This window comes from Mesorhizobium sp. WSM1497, from assembly GCF_001672455.2.
GTDB lineage: Bacteria > Pseudomonadota > Alphaproteobacteria > Rhizobiales > Rhizobiaceae > Mesorhizobium > Mesorhizobium ciceri.
The window spans coordinates 1,019,213-1,042,070 of record NZ_CP021070.1 but is presented as its reverse complement, the minus strand read 5'-3'; the positions used below and the strand labels follow the sequence as shown (position 1 = coordinate 1,042,070).

Here is a 22,858-nt window from a genome sequence, read left to right as displayed (position 1 = left end):
CGTCTGGACCGATTCCATACCTTGCTGAACATCCTTGCCATTTCCGGCAGCCTGCGCGCGGCCTCCACAAATTCGGCGCTGATCGCCGCACTGGCGCGCGAAGCGCCGTCCGGCTGCCGCGTCACCGTCCATGACGGGCTTGGCCGTTTGCCGATCTTCAATCCCGACGATGAAGGCGAGCGGACGCCGCTCGAAGCCTCCAAGCTGATCGATGCCGTCAGTCGAGCCGACGGCCTGATCGTCTCCTGTCCGGAATATGCCCATGGCGTGCCGGGCGGGCTGAAGAACGCGCTCGACTGGCTGGTCTCGCGCGATGCCGCCGTCGCCAAGCCCGCCATGCTGGTACACGCCTCGCCGCGCTCGCTGTTCGCCCGCGCCGCATTGGCCGAGATCATGCGCACCATGTCGTTCGCGCTTTACGACGATGTGCTGGAGATCGCCCTGCTCGGCAGGAAGCCGCCGGAGGTGGCGGGCATCCTGGCGGCGCCGGCGAACCGGCAGGCGATGCATGATGCACTGAATGCCTTCGCGGAGTTTATCCGCTCGCGTTGAGCGGCAGCCTCTCTTCCTTCTCCCCTTGTGGGTCTGAAGGACGGGGCGAGACCCGTTGCTCGCCCCAGGGTGGTGGCCTCGCGAAGCGAGGTCGGATGAGGGATGTTCCAGCTTGGCACCGACGGCAATCCGTCACCCACCCCTCAACCGTCTCGGCGCTGCGCGCCGATCCACCTCCCACAACAAGGGGAGAAGGAAAGATCGCGCACTACCCCTTTCGCAGCGTCTCCACATCGGTCTTCCCCACGTACCAATCGCGGGCGTTGACCTCTTCAAAAACCACCCAGACATCGTCGTTGCTCAGCCCGGTGGCGTCCATGATGGCCGCGGTGACCTTCTTGGCGATATCCGCCTTTTTGCCCGCCGGATCGGCGGCGATCACTTCCTTGACGATGCGGATGTTGACGAATGGCATTTCTTGTCCTCCCGGGGATGTTCGTGCTCACGACCCGCTTCGATGAAACCGTCGAACGGCCGCCAGTGTTCAAGTCTCAGTATGTCTTGGCGCCGTTGACCATCAGCCGCACCATGTAGAGCGACGTGGTGCCGGCGATGTAAAGGCAATTCAGCTTGTTGCCGCCGAACACGCAATTGGCGGTGACTTCCGGCACCTTGACCTTGCCGATCAGCGTGCCGTCCGGATCGTAGCAATGGATGCCGTCGGCGGCACTGGTCCAGATGCGGCCGTCCTCGTCGAGCCTGAAGCCGTCGAACAGGCCGGCGGTGCAGTCGGCGAAGACTTTTTCGCCGGAGACTTTCTTGCCGCCCTTGCCGACATTGAACACCCGCATATGCGCCGGATTCTGCGCGCCATGCGTGCGGCCGGTATCGACGACATAAAGCTTGCTCTCGTCCAGCGAGAAGGCGAGGCCGTTAGGCCTGACCATGTCGGTGATGACGGCTTCGACCTCGCCGGTGCCGGGATCGACCCGGTAGACGTGGCAGGCGCCGATTTCGCTCTCAGCCCTGTCGCCCTCATAATCCGTATCGATGCCGTAGCTTGGATCGGTGAACCAGATGGAACCGTCGGATTTCACCACCGCGTCGTTGGGCGAATTCAGCCGCTTGCCTTTCCATTTGGCCGCGATCGTGGTGACCGAGCCGTCGAACTCGGTGCGGCTGACGCGGCGGCCCGAATGCTCGCAGGTGATCAGCCGGCCCTGCCGGTCGACGGTGTTGCCGTTCGAGTTGCCGGACGGCTGCCGGAAGACGCTGACACTGCCGTCGGTTTCGTCATAACGCAGCATGCGATTGTTGGGGATGTCGGACCAGACGACATAGCGGCCGGCGGCGAACCAGGCCGGCCCCTCAGCCCATTGGCATCCGGTGAACAGCTTCTCCACCTGCGCGTTGCCGTTGAACAGGCGCGCGAAGCGCGGATCGAGAATTTCATAATAGTCTGCGGCCGCCATGCTTTCCTCCCGGCATCAATGACAGGGATCAAGCCAGCCGGAGGGACAGAAGGCAATGTGGGTACGCACAGTGTCCCACAAAAGATCGCTTGCCGGCTCTGCGCATGACGTTAGCGCCGCATTAACCGGCTATGCGTCCAGCGCAATGGTGCATTGCAACATCTTCTTTTTGCAATGCACCATTACTATGTCATGCTTCGTATCGATCAAGGGAGGAAGAAACCGCCGCCGAAATGCGGCGCCAAAAGGAACCTTGCTATGATCCTCGACAGTCTCATGACTCGCGCTCGCAACAGCATTGCCAAGCGCAAGCACTACAACCGCCTTGTCGCCGAAATCGACAGCTTTTCCAGCCGCGATCTGGCCGACATGCGCGCCGACCGCTCGGAAATGCTCTACCAGATCCACAGGCAGATCTACGGCTGATCTCAAGCCCGATAAGACGCGCCGCCAAGGTGCGTTGAGATTCAGGTCAGGCCGAGTCGAAAACGGTGGTTTCCGAGAACCGGAGCGGAGCGTACTTTTGGTACGCGAGCACCGGAAGCGCAGGAAGCCGCTGTTTGCAGGCCGGCATCACCTGAATATCAATGCGCCGCCAGTGCCTTGTCGATCTGCGGCAACAGCAACGCCTGCACCGTCTCGGGCGTCAGCGGGCCGACATGTTTGTAGGCGATCTTGCCGTCCTTGCCGATGACGAAGGTTTCCGGCACGCCGTAGACGCCCCAGTCGATCGCCGCGCGGCCCGCTTCGTCGACCCCTATCGCCTGGAACGGATTGCCGAGATCGCCGAGGAACCGGCGTGCGTTTTCGGGCCGGTCCTTGTAGTTCAGCGCTGCCATGGTGAAACGCTTATCCTGCGACAACGCCAGAAGCACCGGGTGCTCTTCGCGGCATGGCGCGCACCACGACGCGAAGACGTTGACCAATGTGACCTTGCCGGCGAAGGTTTTCGAATCGAGCCCCGGCAGGTTTGAGCCCTCCAGCGCCGGCAGGCTGGTTTGCGGCGCAGGCAGGCCGATCAGGGCCGACGGCACTTCCGAAGCATCGCGCCCCGACAGCAGCTGCGACAGGAACAGTCCGGCCAGGCCGAGGAAGATCAGCAGCGGCAGAAGCACGAACAGGCGACGACTGGGCGGCGGCGTTTCCGTTTCGGTGCTCATGGCTTGGCGACCTTGTCGGAGCGACGCCTCACGCCGGACGCCTCCAGTTCGGCAAGCTCACGCTTGCGCGCCCGCTGGTCGAGCAGGATCCAGCCGATCAATCCGGCCAGCACCACGGCAGTGATGCCATAGGCGGCGGTCACGTAGAGTGCATGCGCACTCATGCGGCAGGTCCCGCTGAAGTGGGGCCTTCCAAGCCGATCATGTCGCCCAGTCTAGACATGCTTTTCCTTAGCCTCGCTCCGTCGGCTTCGCAATCGGTCGCCGAGCCGCAGTCATACGCTGCGTCAATCCGTGCCATGGCGCAGCGCCAGCGCCGCCGAGACCGGACCCAGCACGCCAAGAAACAGGGTCAGCGCGGCAAGAATGAGGAAGGGCTGCAGAAACGGGTCGGGATTGGCAGTCGCCCCATAGCTTGCCGAAACGCCGAAGATCAGCACCGGGATGGTCAGTGGCAGCACCAGCACCGAGATCAGCAGCCCGCCACGCGGCAGCGCCACCGCCACCGCCGCACCGGCGGCGCCGATGAACGTGATGGCCGGCGTGCCGACCAGCAGCGTCAGCGCCGTGGCGCCGATGCCGAGCGGCTCCATGTTCATGAACAGGCCGAGCAAGGGAGCCGCAATGACCAGCGGCAGCACGCTGCCCGCCCAATGCGCCAGGCATTTCACCAGCACCGTCAAGGCCAGCATGTGGCGATCGTTGCCGAGCACCAGGAGATCGAGCGAACCGTCCTCGCGATCGGCCTGGAACAACCGGTCGAGCCCGAGCAGGCAGGACAACAGCGCGCCGATCCACAGGATGGCCGGTCCGATGCGGGCCAGCAGCTTCAGGTCCGGCCCGACCCCGAACGGGATGGTGACGATGACGGCGAGGAAGAAGATGACCCCGGTCAGCGCTCCGCCGCCGGCACGAATGTTGAGGCGGATGTCGCGCAGGAAGAGCGCTAGCATGGTTTGAGATGCTTTCGCCCAGACACCATCAACCGGCTTCCCCCATCCTCAACTCCATCCCCTCGATCCCGAGCGGCAGATGCGTCGCCGCGACAATCATCCCGCCATCCGCGCAATGCCTCGCCATCAACCCCCCAAACCGCGCCTCCGCCGCCTTGTCCAACCCAGCCGTCGGCTCATCCAGCAGCCACAATGGCCGGTGGCTGACCAGCAGTTTCGCGATCGCCGCGCGGCGCCGCTGCCCGGTCGATAGATAGCCGAACGGCAGGTGGCCGATGCCGCCGAGCCCGACCGTTTCCAGCGCCTCTTCGACGCCGAACTGTCCGTCGCCATGGAAGTCTCGCCAAAAGCGCAAATTCTCCGCCACGCTGAGCGCCGGCTTCATTGCGTTCTGGTGGCCGAGATAGTGACAGGCCGAGGCAACAGACCGAAACGCTTCGCCCCCGTCTTCAACCTTCATGATGCCCTCAATCCTCACGCTGCCTTCCGCCGCCGGCAGCAGCCCGGCGATGATCCGCAGCAAGGTCGACTTGCCCGATCCGTTCGGCCCGGTGACGATAAGCGCCTGACACTCCTCCAAGGCAAAGCCGATGCCGGAAAACACCGCGTCGCCGCCTCGCTCGCCGCCCAGATTTTCGGCGATCAGCCGCATTCCTCGCCTGCCCTGAAACCATGTGTCGCGGCCGCTGCCGCATCGCACAAAATTGCTTTCCAACTGTCTAGAACTATTCCAGAAAATTCTCTATATGCGGTGCATCCGTGCCAGCGGTCGGCACGGGAACAGAATTAGCGCCGAACCAGCGCACGCGCCGCCTTGAACGGCTCGGGTTGCTTGGGAACGGACAGCGGAAATGGCCGTACCCGCACCTTTGCGCGTGATTGCATGCCATCGGCGTCCGTTCCCTTTCAGGCTGAACAGACAAGGATCGCACGTGTCAAAATCCCTCGACAGTTTCAATTGCCGCCGCACGCTGACCGCAGGCGGCGCTGAATATGCCTATTTCGATCTCATCGAGGCCGAAAAGAACGGCCTTACCGGCATCTCGCAACTGCCCTATTCGATGAAGGTGCTGCTGGAAAACCTGCTGCGCAACGAAGACGGCCGCTCCGTCACCAAGGAATCGATCCAGGCGGTGGCCGGCTGGCTGACCGACAAGGGCACCGCCGGCGTCGAGATCGCCTATCGCCCGGCCCGCGTGCTGATGCAGGATTTCACCGGCGTTCCGGCCGTGGTCGACCTTGCCGCAATGCGCGACGCCATGGCTTCGCTCGGCGGCGATCCGCAGAAGATCAATCCGCTGGTGCCGGTCGACCTCGTCATCGACCATTCCGTCATCGTCGACGAATTCGGCACGCCGATGGCCTTCGCCCGCAATGTCGAGCTGGAATATGAGCGCAACGAGGAGCGCTACAAATTCCTGAAATGGGGCCAGCAGGCGTTCCGCAACTTCCGCGTCGTGCCGCCTGGCACCGGCATCTGCCATCAGGTCAACCTCGAATATCTCGGCCAGGTGGTGTGGACCAACACCGAGGACGGCGAAACCACAGCCTATCCCGACACCTGCGTCGGCACCGATTCGCACACCACCATGATCAACGGCCTGGGCGTGCTCGGCTGGGGCGTCGGTGGCATCGAGGCCGAGGCGGCCATGCTCGGCCAGCCGGTCTCCATGCTGCTGCCGGAAGTCATCGGCTTCCGCCTCACCGGCAAGCTGAAAGAGGGCGTCACCGCCACCGACCTCGTGCTCACCGTCACCCAGATGCTGCGCAAGAAGGGGGTCGTCGGCAAGTTCGTCGAGTTCTTCGGCCCGGGCCTCTCCAACATGACGCTGGCCGACCGCGCCACCATCGGCAACATGGCCCCCGAATATGGCGCCACCTGCGGCTTCTTCCCAGTCGACTCGGAAACCATCCGCTATCTCACAATGTCCGGCCGCAGCGAGGACCGCATCGCGCTGGTCGAGGCCTATGCCAAGGCGCAGGGCCTGTGGCGTGAAACCGGCTCGGCCGACCCTGTCTTCACTGATCTGCTCGAGCTCGAACTTGGTTCCGTCGTGCCGTCGATGGCCGGCCCCAAGCGGCCTGAAGGCCGCGTCGCCCTGGAAGGCATTCCGGAAGGCTTCGCCAAGGCGATGGAGACCGAATACAAGAAGGCGGCCGAAATCTCCAAGCGCTATGCCGTCGAAGGCACCGACCATGATCTCGGTCACGGCGATGTCGTCATTGCCGCCATCACCTCCTGCACCAACACCTCGAACCCGAGCGTGCTGATCGGCGCCGGTCTTTTGGCCCGCAATGCCAACCGGCTCGGTTTGAAGCAGAAGCCGTGGGTGAAGACCTCGCTGGCTCCCGGCAGCCAGGTGGTCGCCGAATATCTGGAGAAATCCGGCCTGCAGAAGGAGCTCGACCAGATCGGCTTCAACCTGGTCGGCTTCGGCTGCACCACCTGCATCGGCAATTCCGGCCCGCTGCCGGCGCCGATCTCCAAAACCATCAACGACAAGGGCCTGATCGCTGCCGCGGTCCTGTCCGGCAATCGCAACTTCGAAGGCCGTGTCTCGCCCGACGTGCAGGCCAACTATCTGGCCTCGCCGCCGCTGGTCGTCGCGCATGCGCTGGCCGGAACTGTCACCAAGGACCTCACGACAGAGCCGCTCGGCGAGGACAAGAACGGCGAGCCGGTCTACCTCAAGGACATCTGGCCAAGCTCGGCCGAGATCCAGGAGTTCATCGAAAAGAACGTCACCCGCGAGCTGTTCGCCCGCAAATATGCCGACGTCTTCAAGGGCGACGAGTACTGGCAGAACGTCAAGGCGCCGGAAGGCCAGACCTATGCCTGGGACGACAACTCGACCTATGTGCAGAACCCGCCCTATTTCGCCGGCATGACATCAGGTTTCGGCAAGATCGGCGACATCAAGGGCGCCCGCGTGCTCGGCCTGTTCGGCGACAAGATCACCACCGACCACATTTCGCCGGCCGGATCGATCAAGGCAGCGTCGCCGGCCGGCAAATACCTCACCGACCACGGCGTCGGCGTCGCCGACTTCAACCAGTACGGCACGCGGCGCGGCAATCACGAGGTGATGATGCGCGGCACCTTCGCCAACATCCGCATCCGCAACCACATGCTGGGCGAGAACGGCCGCGAGGGCGGCTACACCATCCACTACCCGTCGAAGGAAGAAGAATCGATCTACGACGCGGCGATGGAGTACAAAAGGGAAGGCGTGCCGCTGGTCGTCTTCGCCGGCGTCGAATACGGCAACGGCTCGTCGCGCGACTGGGCGGCCAAGGGAACCAATCTGCTCGGTGTCCGCGCGGTCATCGCCCAGTCTTTCGAGCGCATCCATCGCTCGAACCTGGTCGGCATGGGCGTCATCCCCTTCGTCTTCGAGGAAGGCACCTCATGGGCATCGCTCAACCTCAAGGGAGACGAGCTGGTCGAGATCGACGGACTGAGCACCATCAAGCCGCGCCAGACGATGATCGCCAAAATCACCTATGGCGACGGCACGGTGAAGAACGTGCCGATCATCTGCCGCATCGATACGCTGGATGAGCTCGACTACTTCAAGAACGGCGGCATCCTGCAATACGTGCTGCGCGATCTGGCAGCTTAGTAAGGGAATAAGGCAGTAAGGGAATAGGGAATAGAGCACCCTACTGCCCTACTGCCCTACTGCCCTACTGCCCTACTGCCCTACTGCCCTACTGCCCTACTGCCCTACTGCCCTACTGCCCTACCTTCGGCGCCCCAAACCGCGCCGCGGCGGCCAACAACACACCCAGCATCAGCCCGTTGAGGATGTGCCAGAGGAAGTGCGTGCCGAGCGGGAAGCCGCCGCAGACCAGCGGGTCGATCATCCGGCAGACGACGGACACCACGAAGATCGCCGACCCGGCCAGATTGTACCAGCCGGCGCGATTGCCGCTGGCGGCCACCAGCGCGCCGAAGAAGGCGAGCGCCAGGAACGGCGGCAGATAGCCCGTCGTGCCGTTCGACGCCTGGCGCAACCAGTCCGGCACGGCAACGGTTATCGCCCCGGCAATCACATAGAAGGCGATGAAGATGGCGATGGCTTTGCCCCATCGCATGCCGAGGAAGCGACGCAGATTGAACAGCGTGTAGGCCAGCGTGAAGCCGGCGATCGGCAGCACGTCGGCCCAGACCGTGCCCTTGGTGGCAAAAGTATGGAAGATCGTCGAGCCGATGCCGATCGCCACCACCCACCAGGCCAGCACCTCGGCGAAGGCGCCGGTGCCCAGCCTTCGCACCTCGCGCACGCCCCACAGGCCGGCGGCGATGAAGGCGAAGTTGGTCAGGGCGTTGACCGGTTCGGACCAGAATTCCGGGCCGGTCCGCTCGCAATAGAGGTCGACCGGCGCCAAAAACGTTTGCCACATCGCGATTGCCGCCCGAATCGGTTTCTATCCTGAAGCGCAGATCCTTCCTATTGCGCGGTTGCGGTCGGCTGCAACGGCAAAATTTCACCGCAACGTGACTTCCCGTTGACTTCCGGTTCTGCCACATATTTCAGCAATCAAGATAAAGCCGGCATCACCGGCGGGAATCGGAATGGCCATGGCCTCGCGAAAATCATTGTGGCTGGCAGCTCTTGCGCTGGCCTTCTCGGCGTCTGCCGGCGCCGGGCATGCCGGCGAATCCGATCGCGCCCAGACCGACCGGGTCCAGATCGAAAAGCCATTGGGCGTGGTCGAGCTGTTCACCAGCCAGGGCTGCAGTTCCTGCCCGCCGGCCGATACTCTGTTCTCCGAACTTGCCGCCAAGGAAGACATCGTCGCGCTCGCCTATCACGTCGACTACTGGGACTATCTCGGCTGGCAGGACACGCTCGGCCGCAAGGAGAACACCGAGCGGCAATACGACTATATGCGCGCCTTCGGCAGCCGCTCCGTCTATACGCCGCAGGCCGTCATCAATGGCCGCGTCCATGTCAACGGCGCCAACCGCGGCGAGGTCGATGGTGCGCTCGCCCGCATGGCCAAGAGCGGCGAAGGCATGCGCGTCGCCGTCAAGGTCAGCCGCACCAGCGATCGCGTGATGATCGACGCCGGCGATGCCGGCAACGGCCCCAGCGACGCCCATGTCGTCATCGTCTATTTCGACCCGCCGCAGACGGTCAAAGTCGGCGAGGGCGAAAATACCGGCCGCAAGATGACCTACTGGAACGCCGTCACCGGCATCCAGACCGCCGGCATGTGGCATGGCAAGGCACAGCGCTACGAACTGCCGATGAGCGAGATTGCCAAAAAGGGCGGCTGCGCCGTGCTGCTGCAGTCGGTCGGCAAGGACGGCATGCCCGGTCCCATTCTCGGCGCCGCATTCATCCACAAGCCTTGAGAGCGCTCAAACCCCTGCCGCGGTAGCGCGAAGGCTCACCTATCACCAGCCAATAAAAAACCGACGTCAGCTTGCTTCTGACGCCGGTCATTTAGGTTTTGGGATCGTCGCTCCCGGTTCTTCCGAAGAAGAGCCGAGGTTGGTTCGATCCGACGCAGACCCGTGGGCGGGGGGCTTGGGGTTTACGAGCCGGTGCCGGACCGAACCGTCTCAGGCAACGCCGGTAAATTCGTCGGACATTGGGGCATGAGCGCGGATAAAAAAAGGCAGAAATGTGGCGGAACATCACCAATTCCAACACGGCGTTTCATAAAAGTGACTGGACGTGACGGAAACGGCGCGGCGCGGGGCTCGGTTCGCCGGGCCTTGCAATTCAGTCGCGAACACGCCAACTTTGGTTGGCAAAGATTCATTTTGAAGGATCGAGGCATGACCGATGACAGTGGCGGGACGGGGGATGGGGACGCATCCGCAATAATCCCGCTGCACGAGGCGCGACGCGAACGTCTCGATCAGCCGGTGCGGTTCGATCGACGCGAGCTGGACCAGATCCTCAGGCTCTACGGACGCATGGTCGCCGCCAATGAATGGCGCGACTACGCCATCGATCATCTCGCCGACCGCGCTGTCTTTTCCGTCTTCCGCCGCACCAGCGAAGTGCCGCTGTTCCAGATCGTCAAGGATCCGAAACTGGCCCGCAAGCAGGGCGCCTTTGCCGTCATCGCCGCCGGCGGCCGCATCTTGAAACGCGGCCAGGAACTCGGCCGCGTGCTCGGTGTGTTCGACAGCAAGTTGAAGCTGGTCGAAGCCTGAGCAGGGAATTAGAGCAGGGGAATTGAAGAAATGGAGAATTGATGAGTTGAGAAAAGGCCTCGGCGTCATCTGTTGCCGCCGCTTCTTTTTATTCTTCAGTTCTTCAATTCCGCAATTCGTCAGTTCCTTCTTCAGTCCCCTCTAAGGCGAAACTTCCGCTCCGGCAGCGATTCGGGATCGGGCGGCGCCGATGCCCCGCCATTCAGCGACAGCTGCATGAACACCGTGTCCAGCCAGCGCCCGTGCTTGTAGCCGGAGCCTTCCAGGCGGCCCGAATGGCGAAAGCCGAGCTTTTCGTGCAGCCGCACCGAGGCGCTGTCGGGACGGCCATCGCCGATCACCGCGATGATCTGGCGAAAGCCCGCCGTCGTCACCGCCTCGATCAGGCTTTGCATCAGCTTGAGCCCGACGCCCTGGCCCTTGGCCTCGGGCGCGACATAGACCGAGTCCTCGACAATGAAGCGATAGGCCGGGCGTGGCCGGAAGGCACCGGCATAGGCGTAGCCGAGAACCGCGCCGTCCTTCTCCGCCACAAGGTAGGGAAAGCCGCCGGCCATCAGGCTGTCGAATCGAACACCCATCTCCGCGCGGCTCGGCGGCTCCAGCTCATAGCTCGCCGTGCCTTGGGCGACCGCGTCGGCGTAGATATCCGTGATGCTGTCGAGGTCGGCCGCTGTCGCCGGTCGAATCGTAATAGTGCTCATAATTTATGCGTGCCATTTCTCTGCTCGCGATAACAGCAAAGCCCGGCACAAAAGAAAAGGGCGGCCGTTGGGCCGCCCTTTTGGAACTCGATGGTCCAGCATGCTGAACTAGCGACGGTCGCCCATGAACTGCAACAGGAACATGAACAGGTTGATGAAGTCGAGATAGAGCGTCAGCGCGCCCATGATCGCCTTGCGGCCGGCGACGTCCGAACTGTCGCCCTCGAAATACATCTCCTTGATCTTCTGCGTGTCATAGGCGGTGAGGCCCGCGAAGACCAGCACGCCGATCGCCGACACGGCAAACGACAGCGCCGACGACTGCAGGAAGATGTTGATCACCGACGCGATGATGATGCCGAACACGCCCATGATCAGGAACGAGCCCATTGCCGTCAGGTCGCGCTTGGTGGTGTAGCCGAACAGCGACAGCGCACCGAAGGCGGCGGCCGTGGCGAAGAAGGTCTGTGAAATGCTGGCCGTGGTGTAGACCAGGAAGATCGAAGACAGCGACAGGCCGACGAGACCGGCATAGACCCAGAACGTCGTCTGCGCCGCCGAAACGCTCATCGACTGGACGCGGAACGACAGGAACAGCACGGCGGCCAGCGGCGCCAGCATCACCACCCAGCGCAGCGGCGAGCCGAAGATCGCGTAGCCGAAGGACGTCAGCATCTCGCCGCTCGGCAGCGTCGCGACAGCCGAAGCCGGATCGGTGGTGGTGGCCAGCATGATCGTGCCGACAGCGGCAAGACCGGTGATGAGGAGGCCAAGCCCCATCAGATTGTAAACCTTGATCATGTAGGCGCGCAGGCCCTGATCGATGTCGGCACCGACGCCGACGCCGGGCACGGCGCGCGTCTGGTAGTTGCGAATGGGATCAGCCATTGTAGTCCTCTATTGCTTCTGCCCCGTCCGGTGTCAGGTCCTTCCGGACCCAGGCGCCGCTGGCAGGGCTCCAGCATGCCTGTGGCGAAATATGATGGTTATTCGCGTCAAGAACAAGACCGTAACCGGATGTAACGGTTCGTGAGAGGGCGAAGCGCCGATTCCTCGGCTTTTCGGACGGCTTTCTTACCAAGATTTAATCCAGGGTGCCCGTTCCGGGCCTGTCGTCACAGGTTGCGCAGCACCGGTGCTGCCTTGTGGCCGAGCACCCGCCAGGTGCCGGCGAGACCAATGCCGACCGTGATCACCAGCGAAAACAGAATGGTTGCCACCGCCACCTCCGGCATGAAATGCGACGGCAGAGTCATGATGCGCGCGACGACGAACCAGGCGGCTGCGCTGCCCGCCGCCAGCGCGAAAATGGCGGTGGCCAGCCCGATCAGCATATATTCGAGCGAGAAGGCCGATATCAGCGTCGTGCGTGTCGCGCCCAGCGTCTTCAACACCACCGCATCATGGATGCGCGCCCGGTTGCCGGCTGCAAGCGCGCCGGCCAGCACCAGCACCGAAGCGATCAGCGCCACGCCAGCGGCCGCCCGGATCGCCGTGCCGAGCTGCCCGACCAGCCGGTTGACGATGTCGAGCGCGTCCTTGACCCGCACCGTCGTCACCGCCGGGAAGGCGCGGGTGACGGCGTTGAGGATGCGGGCGTCGTCGGCCGTCGATGCACTCTTTTCGGTCAGCGTCGCCATCCAGCCATGCGGGGCGCCCGCGAATGTGTTGGGCGAGAAGACCATGACGAAATTGATACCCATCGTCTCCCATTCGACTTGGCGGAAACTGGCGATCCTGGCCGTGACGTTGCGGCCCAGCACATTGACGGTGATGGTGTCGCCGAGCTTCAGCCCGATCTCCTTGCCTTCTTGCGCCGAAAACGAAACCAGCGGTTCGCCGCTGTAATTTTCGGGCCACCAACTGCCCTCGGTCAGCGTCGCGTTCTCCGGCTGCCTGGTGTCATAGGTCAGGCCGCGATCCCCCCTCAGCACCCAGGCGCCTTCCGCCGGCACCTTCACCTTGTCGACATCGACACCGTTCAGCGCCATCACCCGGCCGCGCAGCATCGGCACCTTGGCCAGCACGCCCTGCGGCGCCTCCTTGCCGATCAGCGCTGAGAAGGACGCGACATCGGCGCTCTGGATGTCGACGAAGAAGAAGTTCGGCGCTCGTTCCGGCAGGCTGCCCGAGATCTGTCGCCTGAGATTGCCGTCGATCAGCGCCAGCGTCACCAGCAGCGTCAGCCCGAGCCCCAGGGACAGCACCACCGATGGCGTCAGGGCGCCTGGCCGATGGATGTTGCCGATGGCGAGCCTGAGCGCCACGAAGCGCACGCGCGGGCTTTTCCTGGCCGCCCATTGCACCAGTGCGCCGACCGCGCGCAGCACCAGGAAGGCGAAGACGGTAGCGCCGACAAAGATCGAGGCGATGCGCTGGTCGCCCGAGAACAGAATGGCCAGCGCCGCAAGCAGCAGCGCGATGCCTATGGCCGCCGCGACATAGGCGGGGCGCGGCAAGCCGCGGCCTTCCAGCCCCATTTCGCGAAACAGCGCGGTTGCCGGCACGTCGCGGGCGCGGCCGAGCGGCAGCAGCGCGAAAGCCAACGTCACCAGCAGGCCGAACAGCGCCGCCATGCCGAGCGCGCCGGGATAGAAGCCGCCTTCGGCCGGCACCGGAATGACGGATTGCAAGGCCGCGCTCGCCGCGAAGGGCATTAGTGCGCCGAGCACAAGGCCCAGCACAATACCCAATCCGGCTATGATCAGGATCTGCACGAGATAGACGGCAAAGACGAAGCCGCCCGAAGCGCCCAGGCTCTTGAAGGTGGCGATGACGCCGCGCTTGCCGTCGAGATAGGCGCGCACCGCATTGGCGACGCCGACGCCGCCGACCACCAGCGCCGTCAGCCCGACCAGGGTCAGGAACTGCGAGAAGCGTTCGATGTTGGACGACAGCGCGGGCGCCGCGTTGCTGCGCGTGCGGATCGACCAGCCGGCTTCCGGAAAATCCGTGGCGGCCTGATCCTGGATGGCCTTGAGCCTCGCCTCGTCGGCGTCCGCCGGCAGCCGGATTTTGTAGGCATTCTCGACCAGGCTGCCCGGCTGGATCAGTCCAGTGGCCGCCAACCCTTCGGTCGAGATCATCAGCCTCGGCGCGAAGCCGAAACCGTCGGACACGGCATCCGGTTCGGCGACCAGCTTGGCGCGCAGTTCGAAAGTAGCATTGCCGAGCTTCAGCCGGTCGCCAAGCTTGACGTGCAACCGCTCGAACAGAAGATCGGGCGCTGCCGCACCGAAGACGCCGAACTCTTCGCCGAACAGTTCCTGTTTCGACAGCGCCGGCTCGGTCTCCAGCGTGCCATAGAGCGGATAGACATGGTCGACCGCCTTGGCCTCGACCAGCGCCTGGTCGGATCCGTCGGCCAGACGCGCCATCGAACGCATGCTGGCGGTCCGCGAAACCGTGCCGAGCCCGTCAAGGAAGCTGTGCTCCGCCTGACTGGCGTCACGCTGGTTGATCTGGAAGCGAAGATCGCCGCCAAGCAGCGTCTGGCCCTGATTGGCGACACCGGCGGTGATCGAACACGCCACCGAGTTGACGCCGCCGATGGCCGCGACGCCGAGCGCAATGCAGGCGAGGAAGATCAGGAAACCGGACAGGCCGCCGCGCATCTCGCGCAGCGAAAAGCGGACAGCGAGCCTCAACGTCCGGGACAGCGGCATCAGGCCGTCACCTTGACCGGCGCCGGTACCTCGATCCGGCCCGAGCGCATCGAAACCTGGCGCGAACAGCGTGCCGCGAGCGCCGGATCATGCGTGACCAGCACCAGCGTCATGCCGCGCTCGGCCGCCTTCGCAAACAAGAGGTCAGCGACCTGCCGCCCGGTCGCCTGGTCCAGATTGCCGGTCGGCTCGTCGGCGATCAGGATGCGCGGCGACGGCGCCAATGCGCGGGCGATCGCCACGCGCTGCTGCTCGCCGCCCGACAATTCGCCGGGATAGTGGGTGACGCGGTCGCTGAGGCCAACCGCCGCCAGCTCGCGCGCCGCCACCGCGAACGGATCGGCATGGCCCGCCAGTTCCAGCGGCACCGCGACATTTTCGAGCGCCGTCATGTTGGGAATGAGATGGAAGGACTGGAACACGATGCCAATGTTTCGGCCACGAAACGATGCAATCTGGTCCTCGCTTTTGCCGTTCAGCAGCTCGCCGGCGATTCGGACCGTACCCGAATCGACCCTTTCCAGGCCTGCCAGGACCATCAGCAAGGTCGACTTGCCGGAACCCGAAGGTCCGATGATGCCGGTCGCCTCGCCGGTCGCCACGTCGAGGCTCACCCCCTTCAGCACATGGACCGATGAAGCGCCCTCGCCAAGGGTCAGGGACACATCTTTCAGCGCGATGACGGCTTCTGTCAAAATGAAATCGTCCTATATCGGGGAATGAAGGCTCTGCTTGCCGGAAGCCGTCGACTGAAGAATTTCTAGCTCATATGGGGCCTGCCGCATGTCTTTCAAACGCAGTATTGCCGTAGGCTTCGTGGTTTTCCTCGCCATTTGCGGCGTCATGTCGTCGGCGCGTGCCGAGCCGTTCAAGATCGTCGGCTTCGGTGACAGCCTGATGGCGGGCTATGGCCTTGGACCCGACCAGGGCTTTACCGACAGGCTGCAGGCAGCGCTTGGCGCCAAAGGCCACGACGTGACCGTCGCCAATGCCGGCGTCTCCGGCGACACGACGAGCGGCGGCCTGGCGCGGCTTGACTGGTCGGTGCCGGACGGCACGCAGCTGGTCATCCTCGAACTCGGCGCCAACGACATGCTGCGCGGCGTCTCGCCCGACATCACCAAAAAGAACCTCGACGAGATGCTGAGCAAGCTGAAGCAGCGCAAGATTGCCGTGCTTCTGGCCGGCATGCGCGCCGCACCCAATCTCGGTCCCGACTACCAGAGCGCCTTCGACGCCATTTTCCCGGACCTGGCGAAGAAATACGACGTCGCGCTCTACCCGTTCTTTCTCGATGGCGTCGCCGGCCAGCCCGGCATGCAGCTCGAGGACGGCCTGCATCCGAGCGCACGAGGCGTCGACCAAATGGTCGAACGCATCCTGCCCACGGTCGAGAAGGTGATCGCGGCAGTGCCGGGCGATTCCTAGCGGGTTGGAACTGTTTCCGCCCGGCGAGCTTTTAACAGGGACTGTGGCCAACAAACCTCTTGCTCCGTTTGACTATCGATGATTCGCTATGGGTGACAGTTCGATTCGAGGAAGGGAGGCTCTTCATGCCGCGTCTTTTCACCGCCCTCGAAATTCCGCGTGACGCTGCCCTTTCGCTGTCCCTGCTGCGGGGCGGCTTGCCGGGAGCCCGCTGGATCGACGTCGAAAACTACCATCTGACGCTGCGCTTCATCGGCGATGTTCCCGGCCATGTCGCCGACGAGATCGCCAACGCGCTCGACCGCGTCCACCGCCCTTCTTTCTCGCTGGCGCTGACCGGCGTCGGCGCTTTCGGCCAGAAGAAGCCGCATGCGGTGTGGGCGGGCGCTTCCGCCTCGCCCGATCTGGCCGCCCTTCAAGGTGAGATCGACCGCATCTGCCAGCGGCTCGGCATCCCGGCCGACCCGCGCAAATTCATGCCGCATGTGACGCTGGCGCGCTTGCGCAATTCGACCCCGCTGGACGTTGCCCAATATCTGTCGGCGCGCGGCAATTTCTCGACGCTGCCGTTCCGCATCGGCCGTTTCGTTTTGATGTCGTCGCGCGATTCGGTCGGCGGCGGACCCTACATCGTCGAGGAAGCCTGGCCGCTGTCAGGCACGGACGCCCGCGCCTCCAGCCTTGTCGCCAGCGCCTCCGACGCCTCGCGGATCATGCGATAGGCGGAAGCGAAGGCTTCTGCCTCGTCATGATAAGGATCCGGCACGTCGCGTGCCTTTCCCTGCGCGAACTCCAGGAACAGATGGATGCGGTCCTGCACGGCCGCCGGCGCCAGCGCCTTCAGGTCGGCGACATTCGACCGGTCCATGCCGAGGATCAGGTCGAAGCGGTGGAGGTCCTGCGGCGTGACCTTGCGCGCCCTCTGCCCGGAAATGTCGACGCCGTGCCGCATGGCGACCGCGATCGCGCGTCGATCGGGGGCAGAGCCGGCCTCCCAGTCACTGGTTCCCGCCGAATCGAGCAGGATATCCCGGGCCGGCCCGCGCTCGGCCCAAACGGCGCGGAAGACACCTTCCGCCAGCGGCGACCGGCAGATGTTGCCGAGGCAGACGAAGAGAATGGAATTTATAGGCTTCGCGCTCATCGATCCGTCGCTATGGTGAGGGTCGTTTTCGAATAGCACAGGATAGGGACATGGCGAGAGAGAAACTGGGCAGGCAAGCCGCTGAAGCCGCATTGACGGGCCTCGACGGCTGGGCGCTGGCGGAAGACGGCGCCTCCATCAAGCGCACATTCACCTTCGCGAATTTCTCCGAGGCTTTCGCCTTCATGACCCGCGTCGCGCTTGCCGCCGAGGCGATGGATCATCATCCCGACTGGTCGAATGTCTACAAAACCGTTGACGTGACGCTGAACACCCACGACGCCGGCGGCGTCACTGCGCTCGATATCGATCTGGCCACGAAAATGAACCGTTTTGCCGGCGCCTGAGGCCTGGTATCGCCTCGGCAGGCCCAAATCGGCATCGGCATCTTGTAGCGGGGGTCGGGTTTCACCACATTTTCCCCCGCGGGGCAGGCGCCGGATGCGCATGAGCCCCGCAAGGAGAGACTGATGGCGCAACAATCCGGTTTTGATTTCTTCGGCTTTGGCGGCAAGCCGTCAGACGAGAGCGAAGTGCGCGAGAAATTCTGGCGCACAGCCAAGAAGGCCGCGCGGCAGATCCCCTTCATGGAAGAGGTCGTGGCCGCCTATTATTGCGCCATGGACAAGAACACGCCGCTGCGCGCCAAGGGCATTCTGCTGGCCGCGCTCGGTTATTTCGTGCTGCCGGTGGATGTCATCCCCGACTTCGTCTTCGGGCTTGGCTTCACCGACGACATCGCTGTGCTCACCGCCGCGATCACCGCCGTCAGTGCCCACATCACCACTGCGCACCGGCAGGCCGCCAGGGACGCCATGGCCGACAAGGGCTGAACACGCGCGCGGAACGCCGTTGAAGCCGGCTTTCGGCGACAGCGTAAAAAGTCAAACTCTTGCCGCTTTCGTGGCCTCCAAGTCGCCAAAGGGATGTCGCGCCACCCGCTCGCAGGGCGGCGGCGCGGGTATGGTGGCGGTTTCCTCGGGGTGAGGGTCCTTTTCTCTTCGGAAATTCACCGTTTGGTAACCCAGATTAAATCAAAATGAAGCGACGGGCAGGACGCCGAGCCGGCCTGCCTCCGCACCATTTGGAATACGGGAAAAGCGATGCGCGGATTGATTGCGATAGTTTCGAGTCTGGCCCTGGTGGCCGTGGCAGCGCCGGCACTGGCGCAGTCGGCGACCAAGATCGGCCAGCACAATGCCTGGGGCACCTACAGCTACCAGGCATCGGGCGGCAAGGTCTGCTATGTCCTGACCGTGCCGACCGACAAGCAGCCGCCCACGCTCGACCATGGCGATATGTTCTTCTTCGTCAGCCAGCGGCCCGGCCAGCAAGTGTCCTACGAGCCGCAATTCATTGCCGGCTACAATTTCCAGGAAGGCTCCAAGGCCACCGTGACCATCGACAAGAAGACGTTTTCGATGTTCACCCGCGGCAAATCGGCCTGGGTGGAGAATGCCGCCGAGGAGCCGGTACTGATCGCCGCCATGAAGACCGGCACCGACATGAAGGTGACGGCGAAGTCCGGCCGCGGCAATCCCACCTCCTATGTCTTCTCTCTGAAGGGCATTTCGGCGGCGCTGACATCGATCGCCAAGTGTAAATAGGCAAAGCTACTTTTTTTGAGGGAAAGGCCGGGCCGCGAAGCCCGGCCTTTTTTTCTTTCATACTTGCCCCGGCCCGGCCTCCGCCCGGCGGCGCCGAATCGCCTCGGCGATGAAGACACGCGATAGCGCGTGATAGAGCGGCTCGTGCGAGATCATGCGCGCCGTGCCGTAGCCCAGCATCGAGGCCAGCATCAGCGCGATGACATTGTCGTGATTGCCGGTCATCTCCAGGATGATGACGAAGGCCGTCATCGGCGCTTGCACCACACCGGCGAAATAGCCGGCCATGCCGAGCAGTGCCGCCACCCCAGTGCTCGCGCCAAAGAGGAGGCCGAGCGAACTGCCGATGCCGGCGCCGACAGCCAGCGAGGGCGCGAAGATACCGCCCGGAATGCCCGAGATCATCGACAGCAATCCCGCCAGGAACTTTTCGGCGAAGAAGAACCACGGCAGCGGCGTGCCTTCGACGGCGCCCCGCGCCTGCACGTAACCGGTGCCGAAGGTCAGCCCGCCCGAGGCGATGCCGATCACCGCCACCGCAAGCCCGCAGATTGCGGCCACGATCAGGGCGCGCCGCAAAGGCTGCCCAGTGTTCCAGCGCCGGATCCGCCGCGTCGCCTTCAACGCCAGCAGCGAGAACAGCGCGCCGAACCCGCCGCCGATGATGCCGCAGGCAAGCACCAGCGGCCATTCGGCAGCAAACGAGATGGTGTCCCTGGCGACGCCGAAATAGGTGTAGTTGCCGAGCAGGCCGAGCGAAGCGAGACCGGCCAGGATCACCGCCGTCAGCACCAGCCCGTTGGTTCGCGCCTCATAGGTGCGGCCCATCTCCTCGATGGCGAAGACGATGCCGGCCAGCGGCGTGTTGAAGGCGGCGGCAATCCCGGCGGCCGACCCGGCCAGGATCAGACCCCGGGCCTGCACCATGCCGCCCCAGCGTGCCGCCTGCAGCATCAGCGACGCGCCGACCTGCACGGTCGGACCCTCGCGGCCGATCGAGGCGCCGCAGAACAGGCCGACGATGGTGAGCATGATTTTGCCGGCTACCAGTTTGAGGGACAGGATGTGGCTGCGGTCCTCGTCGTCACGCAGATGGCGGGCGGCGATCGCCTGCGGAATGCCGCTGCCTTGCGAACCGGGAAAGAAGGTTTGGGCAAGCCAGGCGCACAGCACGAAACCCAACGGCGTAATGGCAAGCGGCAGATAGAAACGCCAGCCGCCTGCATCTCCTGTCATCAGTTGAAACAGTTCCTGCGCCCTGTCGGCCAGCACCGCGAACAGCACGCTGATCACACCGATGCCAAGCGCCCCCGCCCAGAACACCAGGCGCGGCTGCCAGACCCGCCGTGAGCCCCACATCGCGCGCGAACGCCGCAGCATGGGATATTTTCGCGATGTGCCGGCCATGTCTGTCCTCGAGCGGGGAATGTTTCGGCCTAACACAGCTGGGCAGTCTATTAAACTAGCGCCGGAAAAACCTGTCGTTGGCGCTCGCCTGAGTGCCAGGCGGAAGCATCGCTTCGGTGAAAGGTCGACCCCCACTCCGTCGAGCTTCGCTCGCCACCTCTCCCCCGATCGACGGGATAGAGGAAAGGCGCGAATTTGCCAGCCTTGGCTCCCTTCCTCTCCCTCCGGAGTGGGGAGAGGTGGCGCTGCGAAGCAGCGACGGAGTGGGGGAAGCCATCAGCCAAACGCGCTGCCGCCGCAAGACAGGCATTATCGGGAGAGAAATGCCCGCCATGACGAGGGGCGGTGCCGACGTCGTTCCAAGGCGATCGTAGATCTTAAAGCTAGCTGAGCATGACTCTGCCCTCAACCTGTGCTATGCGCCGCGCTTCCTTTCCGGCACGATGCGTGAAATCGGCCGCAAACCGCTTATATCAGTGCAACCATGACCCTTTCATTCGATCTCACCACTGACAGCGCCCGCGACGCGTTGCGTGCCCGCTCGGCACAGCCCGAAAAGCAGTCGCTGATCGGCCTGACGCGGATCGAACTCGCCGAGACTCTGGTTGCATCAGGCGCTGTGCCCGAGCGCCAGGCGAAAATGCGCGCCCAGCAGCTGTGGCACTGGATGTATGTGCGCGGCGTCTCCGATTTCGCCGGCATGTTCAACATCTCCAAGGATCTGCGTGCTGAGCTCGACAAGCATTTCACCGTCGCCAGGCCCGAGATCGTCGAGGAGCAGATTTCCGCCGACGGCACGCGAAAGTGGCTGTTCCGCTTTCCGCCGCGCGGCGCCGGCCGGCCCGTCGAGATTGAGACTGTCTATATTCCCGAAGAGGGTCGCGGCACGCTGTGCATCTCCTCGCAGGTGGGCTGCACGCTGACCTGCTCGTTCTGCCACACCGGCACGCAGAAGCTGGTGCGCAATCTGACGGCCGAGGAGATCCTCGCCCAGCTGCTAACCGCCCGCGACCGGCTCGGCGATTTCCCTGACCGCGACACGCCCGACGGCGCCATCGTGCCGGCCGAAGGCCGCAAAGTGTCCAACATCGTCATGATGGGCATGGGCGAGCCGCTTTACAATTTCGAAGCGGTGAAGAAGGCGCTGCTGATCGCTTCCGATGGTGACGGCCTGTCCCTGTCGAAGCGGCGCATCACGCTGTCGACCTCCGGCGTCGTGCCGGAAATCTTCCGCACCGGCGAGGAAATCGGCGTCATGCTGGCAATCTCGCTGCATGCCACCAATGACGATCTGCGCGACTTGCTTGTCCCGATCAACAAGAAGTATCCGCTGAAGGAACTGATCGCCGCCTGCCGCGCCTATCCCGGCCTGTCGAACGCCAAGCGCATCACCTTCGAATATGTGATGCTGAAGGACGTCAACGATTCCATCGAGGACGCCAAGGGACTGATCAAGCTGCTCAAGGGCATTCCGGCCAAGATCAACCTGATCCCGTTCAACCCGTGGCCGGGCACCAATTACCAGTGCTCGGACTGGGAGACGATCGAGAAATTCGCCGACTACATCAACAATGCCGGCTATGCCTCGCCGATCCGCACGCCGCGCGGCCGCGACATCCTCGCCGCCTGCGGCCAGCTCAAATCCGACTCCGAGCGCATGCGCAAGGTCGACCGGCTGGCTCTGGAAGCGATGATGATAGCGGGGCACGGCGAGGCGTGAACCGCCCCTTCGCCTGGCTAAGACGCCTCGCCATCATGGCAGTCGGCTATGTCGCCGCCGTGCTGACCTCGATCCTGGTGCCGGTGCTGCTGATCGCTCTTCTGGAAGGCATCGAAGACGGCAACTGGTCGATCATTTTCGCCTTCGACTGGCTTGGCTCGTTCCCGCTCGCCGTGTTGACCGTAATGATCGGCGCGCTGTTGATCGTCGGCCCGGCGCTCTTTGTCGCCGAACGGTTCTCACTTCGAGGATGGTTCTACTTCGCCGCCACTGGTGCGATCACGTCCATTGCCTTTGGCGTATCCATGCCGCGCTCGGCCAGCAGCTTTGTCTTCAATCCGGGCTTTCTGGGTTTTCTCGCCACCGCCGGCATCGCCGCCGGTTGGATCTACTGGCTTCTGGCTGGACGCAGGTCCGGCACGGGCCGGAATCTGGGCCGGGATTGATGGCGCGTCTCGTCGGCTACCTCATCCGTTTCACCGTCATCCTGTTCGGCTATGCCGTCGCCTCGCTGGCGGCGAGCGCCTTCCTCAACATCCTGTTCCTGGCATCGCTCGGCTACACGCCGGAGCATGCACATCCGACGGCGACGGCTTCCCTGTATTTCTCAATTCCCTTCGCCGCCCTGTTCGTCGCCTATTTCGCCCTGATGCCGGCCTCTGTCGTCATCCTGCTTGCCGAAATCCTGGGCCGGCGCGACTGGCTGTTCTATGCGCTGGCGGGCGCGGTGGTTGCCGGTGTTTTCCTCGGGCTTGCCGACCACAGCGGTGACACCGCCTTCGCCGTCAGGGACACCAGCGCCATCATGGCCGTGATCGGCAGCGGCATGGTCGGTGGTATCTTTTACTGGCTCAGCGCCGGGCGCTGGGCCGCAAGCTGGTGGCAAGGCGAACCAGGATCAAAAGAGGATGGCCGGACAGGATGACGG

The 22,858-nt window shown here is 63.8% G+C and carries 26 protein-coding genes; 13 read left to right on the top strand and 13 right to left on the bottom strand.

What is annotated here, in order from left to right; genetic code table 11:
* The first annotated feature begins 21 nt into the window (after nucleotides 1-21).
* Nucleotides 22-552: an NADPH-dependent FMN reductase gene (locus A9K65_RS05050; RefSeq protein WP_024504967.1), complete on the top strand. Its 531-nt coding sequence runs from the start codon at nucleotides 22-24 to the stop codon at nucleotides 550-552.
* 208 nt (nucleotides 553-760) lie between these two features.
* Here the strand turns inward: A9K65_RS05050 and A9K65_RS05045 are convergent, their stop codons facing one another.
* Nucleotides 761-967, bottom strand: a complete 207-nt coding sequence (locus A9K65_RS05045) for a 4-oxalocrotonate tautomerase family protein (protein WP_013528835.1) — start codon at nucleotides 965-967, stop codon at nucleotides 761-763.
* 76 nt (nucleotides 968-1,043) lie between these two features.
* Entirely contained in the window at nucleotides 1,044-1,964 is a 921-nt protein-coding gene (locus A9K65_RS05040; RefSeq protein WP_064992623.1) for an SMP-30/gluconolactonase/LRE family protein, read from the bottom strand.
* 276 nt (nucleotides 1,965-2,240) lie between these two features.
* Between A9K65_RS05040 and A9K65_RS05035 the strand changes: the two genes are divergently transcribed.
* Nucleotides 2,241-2,390 (top strand): hypothetical protein, encoded by a 150-nt coding sequence (locus tag A9K65_RS05035; RefSeq protein ID WP_198327684.1) that lies wholly within the window; start codon nucleotides 2,241-2,243, stop codon nucleotides 2,388-2,390.
* A 158-nt stretch (nucleotides 2,391-2,548) separates the two neighbouring features.
* Here A9K65_RS05035 and A9K65_RS05030 read toward each other — a convergent pair whose 3' ends face one another.
* From A9K65_RS05030 to ccmA, 4 genes are all read right to left on the bottom strand, one after another.
* Nucleotides 2,549-3,124: a DsbE family thiol:disulfide interchange protein gene (locus A9K65_RS05030; protein WP_063169543.1), complete on the bottom strand. Its 576-nt coding sequence runs from the start codon at nucleotides 3,122-3,124 to the stop codon at nucleotides 2,549-2,551.
* Nucleotides 3,121-3,288, bottom strand: coding sequence for a heme exporter protein CcmD (gene ccmD / locus A9K65_RS05025; RefSeq protein WP_013528831.1), 168 nt, complete (start codon nucleotides 3,286-3,288; stop codon nucleotides 3,121-3,123). Before ccmD ends, A9K65_RS05030 begins: the two co-directional genes overlap by 4 nt.
* 123 nt (nucleotides 3,289-3,411) lie before the next feature.
* Nucleotides 3,412-4,077 carry a heme exporter protein CcmB gene (gene ccmB / locus A9K65_RS05020; protein ID WP_024504965.1) on the bottom strand — a complete coding sequence of 222 codons (666 nt, stop codon included), beginning with the start codon at nucleotides 4,075-4,077 and terminating at the stop codon, nucleotides 3,412-3,414.
* A 28-nt stretch (nucleotides 4,078-4,105) separates the two neighbouring features.
* Nucleotides 4,106-4,729, bottom strand: coding sequence for a heme ABC exporter ATP-binding protein CcmA (gene ccmA / locus A9K65_RS05015; protein WP_064992625.1), 624 nt, complete (start codon nucleotides 4,727-4,729; stop codon nucleotides 4,106-4,108).
* A 280-nt stretch (nucleotides 4,730-5,009) separates the two neighbouring features.
* On the opposite strand from ccmA, the gene acnA reads away from it, so the two are divergent.
* A complete protein-coding gene (gene acnA, locus A9K65_RS05010) occupies nucleotides 5,010-7,700 on the top strand; it encodes an aconitate hydratase AcnA (RefSeq protein ID WP_013528828.1) in 2,691 nt (896 codons plus the stop codon).
* 112 nt (nucleotides 7,701-7,812) lie between these two features.
* Here the strand turns inward: acnA and A9K65_RS05005 are convergent, their stop codons facing one another.
* Nucleotides 7,813-8,484: a ceramidase domain-containing protein gene (locus A9K65_RS05005; RefSeq protein ID WP_064992626.1), complete on the bottom strand. Its 672-nt coding sequence runs from the start codon at nucleotides 8,482-8,484 to the stop codon at nucleotides 7,813-7,815.
* Nucleotides 8,485-8,656: 172 nt separating this feature from the next.
* On the opposite strand from A9K65_RS05005, the gene A9K65_RS05000 reads away from it, so the two are divergent.
* Both A9K65_RS05000 and A9K65_RS04995 read left to right on the top strand, forming a co-directional pair.
* Entirely contained in the window at nucleotides 8,657-9,442 is a 786-nt protein-coding gene (locus A9K65_RS05000; protein WP_013528826.1) for a thioredoxin family protein, read from the top strand.
* Nucleotides 9,443-9,871: 429 nt separating this feature from the next.
* Nucleotides 9,872-10,255, top strand: a complete 384-nt coding sequence (locus A9K65_RS04995; RefSeq protein WP_013528825.1) for a DUF2794 domain-containing protein — start codon at nucleotides 9,872-9,874, stop codon at nucleotides 10,253-10,255.
* Between the two features lie 131 nt (nucleotides 10,256-10,386).
* Here the strand turns inward: A9K65_RS04995 and A9K65_RS04990 are convergent, their stop codons facing one another.
* The 4 genes from A9K65_RS04990 to A9K65_RS04975 form a co-directional block, all read right to left on the bottom strand.
* Nucleotides 10,387-10,959, bottom strand: coding sequence for a GNAT family N-acetyltransferase (locus tag A9K65_RS04990; protein ID WP_064992627.1), 573 nt, complete (start codon nucleotides 10,957-10,959; stop codon nucleotides 10,387-10,389).
* A gap of 108 nt (nucleotides 10,960-11,067) precedes the next feature.
* Nucleotides 11,068-11,847 carry a Bax inhibitor-1/YccA family protein gene (locus A9K65_RS04985; RefSeq protein ID WP_013528823.1) on the bottom strand — a complete coding sequence of 260 codons (780 nt, stop codon included), beginning with the start codon at nucleotides 11,845-11,847 and terminating at the stop codon, nucleotides 11,068-11,070.
* 227 nt (nucleotides 11,848-12,074) lie between these two features.
* The gene (locus A9K65_RS04980; RefSeq protein WP_064992628.1) at nucleotides 12,075-14,624 is read right to left on the bottom strand and encodes an ABC transporter permease; all 2,550 of its coding nucleotides are present in this window, start codon (nucleotides 14,622-14,624) and stop codon (nucleotides 12,075-12,077) included.
* A complete protein-coding gene (locus A9K65_RS04975) occupies nucleotides 14,624-15,319 on the bottom strand; it encodes an ABC transporter ATP-binding protein (RefSeq protein WP_064992629.1) in 696 nt (231 codons plus the stop codon). Before A9K65_RS04975 ends, A9K65_RS04980 begins: the two co-directional genes overlap by 1 nt.
* A gap of 88 nt (nucleotides 15,320-15,407) precedes the next feature.
* Between A9K65_RS04975 and A9K65_RS04970 the strand changes: the two genes are divergently transcribed.
* Nucleotides 15,408-16,052, top strand: a complete 645-nt coding sequence (locus tag A9K65_RS04970; protein WP_064992630.1) for an arylesterase — start codon at nucleotides 15,408-15,410, stop codon at nucleotides 16,050-16,052.
* 125 nt (nucleotides 16,053-16,177) lie between these two features.
* Nucleotides 16,178-16,774 carry an RNA 2',3'-cyclic phosphodiesterase gene (gene thpR, locus A9K65_RS04965; RefSeq protein ID WP_013528819.1) on the top strand — a complete coding sequence of 199 codons (597 nt, stop codon included), beginning with the start codon at nucleotides 16,178-16,180 and terminating at the stop codon, nucleotides 16,772-16,774.
* Here the strand turns inward: thpR and A9K65_RS04960 are convergent.
* The gene (locus A9K65_RS04960) at nucleotides 16,678-17,196 is read right to left on the bottom strand and encodes a low molecular weight protein-tyrosine-phosphatase (protein ID WP_084015491.1); all 519 of its coding nucleotides are present in this window, start codon (nucleotides 17,194-17,196) and stop codon (nucleotides 16,678-16,680) included. The two genes, thpR and A9K65_RS04960, sit on opposite strands and share 97 nt — an antisense overlap.
* A gap of 50 nt (nucleotides 17,197-17,246) precedes the next feature.
* On the opposite strand from A9K65_RS04960, the gene A9K65_RS04955 reads away from it, so the two are divergent.
* The 3 genes from A9K65_RS04955 (at nucleotide 17,247) to A9K65_RS04945 (ending at nucleotide 18,803) form a co-directional block, all read left to right on the top strand.
* Nucleotides 17,247-17,543, top strand: a complete 297-nt coding sequence (locus A9K65_RS04955; protein ID WP_063169551.1) for a 4a-hydroxytetrahydrobiopterin dehydratase — start codon at nucleotides 17,247-17,249, stop codon at nucleotides 17,541-17,543.
* Between the two features lie 123 nt (nucleotides 17,544-17,666).
* Nucleotides 17,667-18,029, top strand: a complete 363-nt coding sequence (locus tag A9K65_RS04950) for a YkvA family protein (RefSeq protein ID WP_027162884.1) — start codon at nucleotides 17,667-17,669, stop codon at nucleotides 18,027-18,029.
* 270 nt (nucleotides 18,030-18,299) lie between these two features.
* Nucleotides 18,300-18,803: an invasion associated locus B family protein gene (locus tag A9K65_RS04945; protein WP_013528815.1), complete on the top strand. Its 504-nt coding sequence runs from the start codon at nucleotides 18,300-18,302 to the stop codon at nucleotides 18,801-18,803.
* Nucleotides 18,804-18,860: 57 nt separating this feature from the next.
* On the opposite strand, the gene A9K65_RS04940 is transcribed toward A9K65_RS04945, so the two are convergent.
* Nucleotides 18,861-20,210 carry a chloride channel protein gene (locus A9K65_RS04940; protein ID WP_064992632.1) on the bottom strand — a complete coding sequence of 450 codons (1,350 nt, stop codon included), beginning with the start codon at nucleotides 20,208-20,210 and terminating at the stop codon, nucleotides 18,861-18,863.
* Nucleotides 20,211-20,694: 484 nt separating this feature from the next.
* On the opposite strand from A9K65_RS04940, the gene rlmN reads away from it, so the two are divergent.
* Genes rlmN through A9K65_RS04925 form a run of 3 tightly spaced genes read left to right on the top strand, consistent with a single transcriptional unit; the run spans nucleotide 20,695 to nucleotide 22,855 of the window.
* Nucleotides 20,695-21,930: a 23S rRNA (adenine(2503)-C(2))-methyltransferase RlmN gene (gene rlmN, locus A9K65_RS04935; protein WP_027162882.1), complete on the top strand. Its 1,236-nt coding sequence runs from the start codon at nucleotides 20,695-20,697 to the stop codon at nucleotides 21,928-21,930.
* A 59-nt stretch (nucleotides 21,931-21,989) separates the two neighbouring features.
* Nucleotides 21,990-22,376, top strand: a complete 387-nt coding sequence (locus A9K65_RS04930) for a hypothetical protein (protein ID WP_244506876.1) — start codon at nucleotides 21,990-21,992, stop codon at nucleotides 22,374-22,376.
* Nucleotides 22,376-22,855, top strand: coding sequence for a hypothetical protein (locus A9K65_RS04925; RefSeq protein WP_063173380.1), 480 nt, complete (start codon nucleotides 22,376-22,378; stop codon nucleotides 22,853-22,855). The genes A9K65_RS04930 and A9K65_RS04925 overlap by 1 nt, the downstream gene beginning before the upstream one ends.
* The last annotated feature ends 3 nt before the right edge of the window (nucleotides 22,856-22,858 follow it).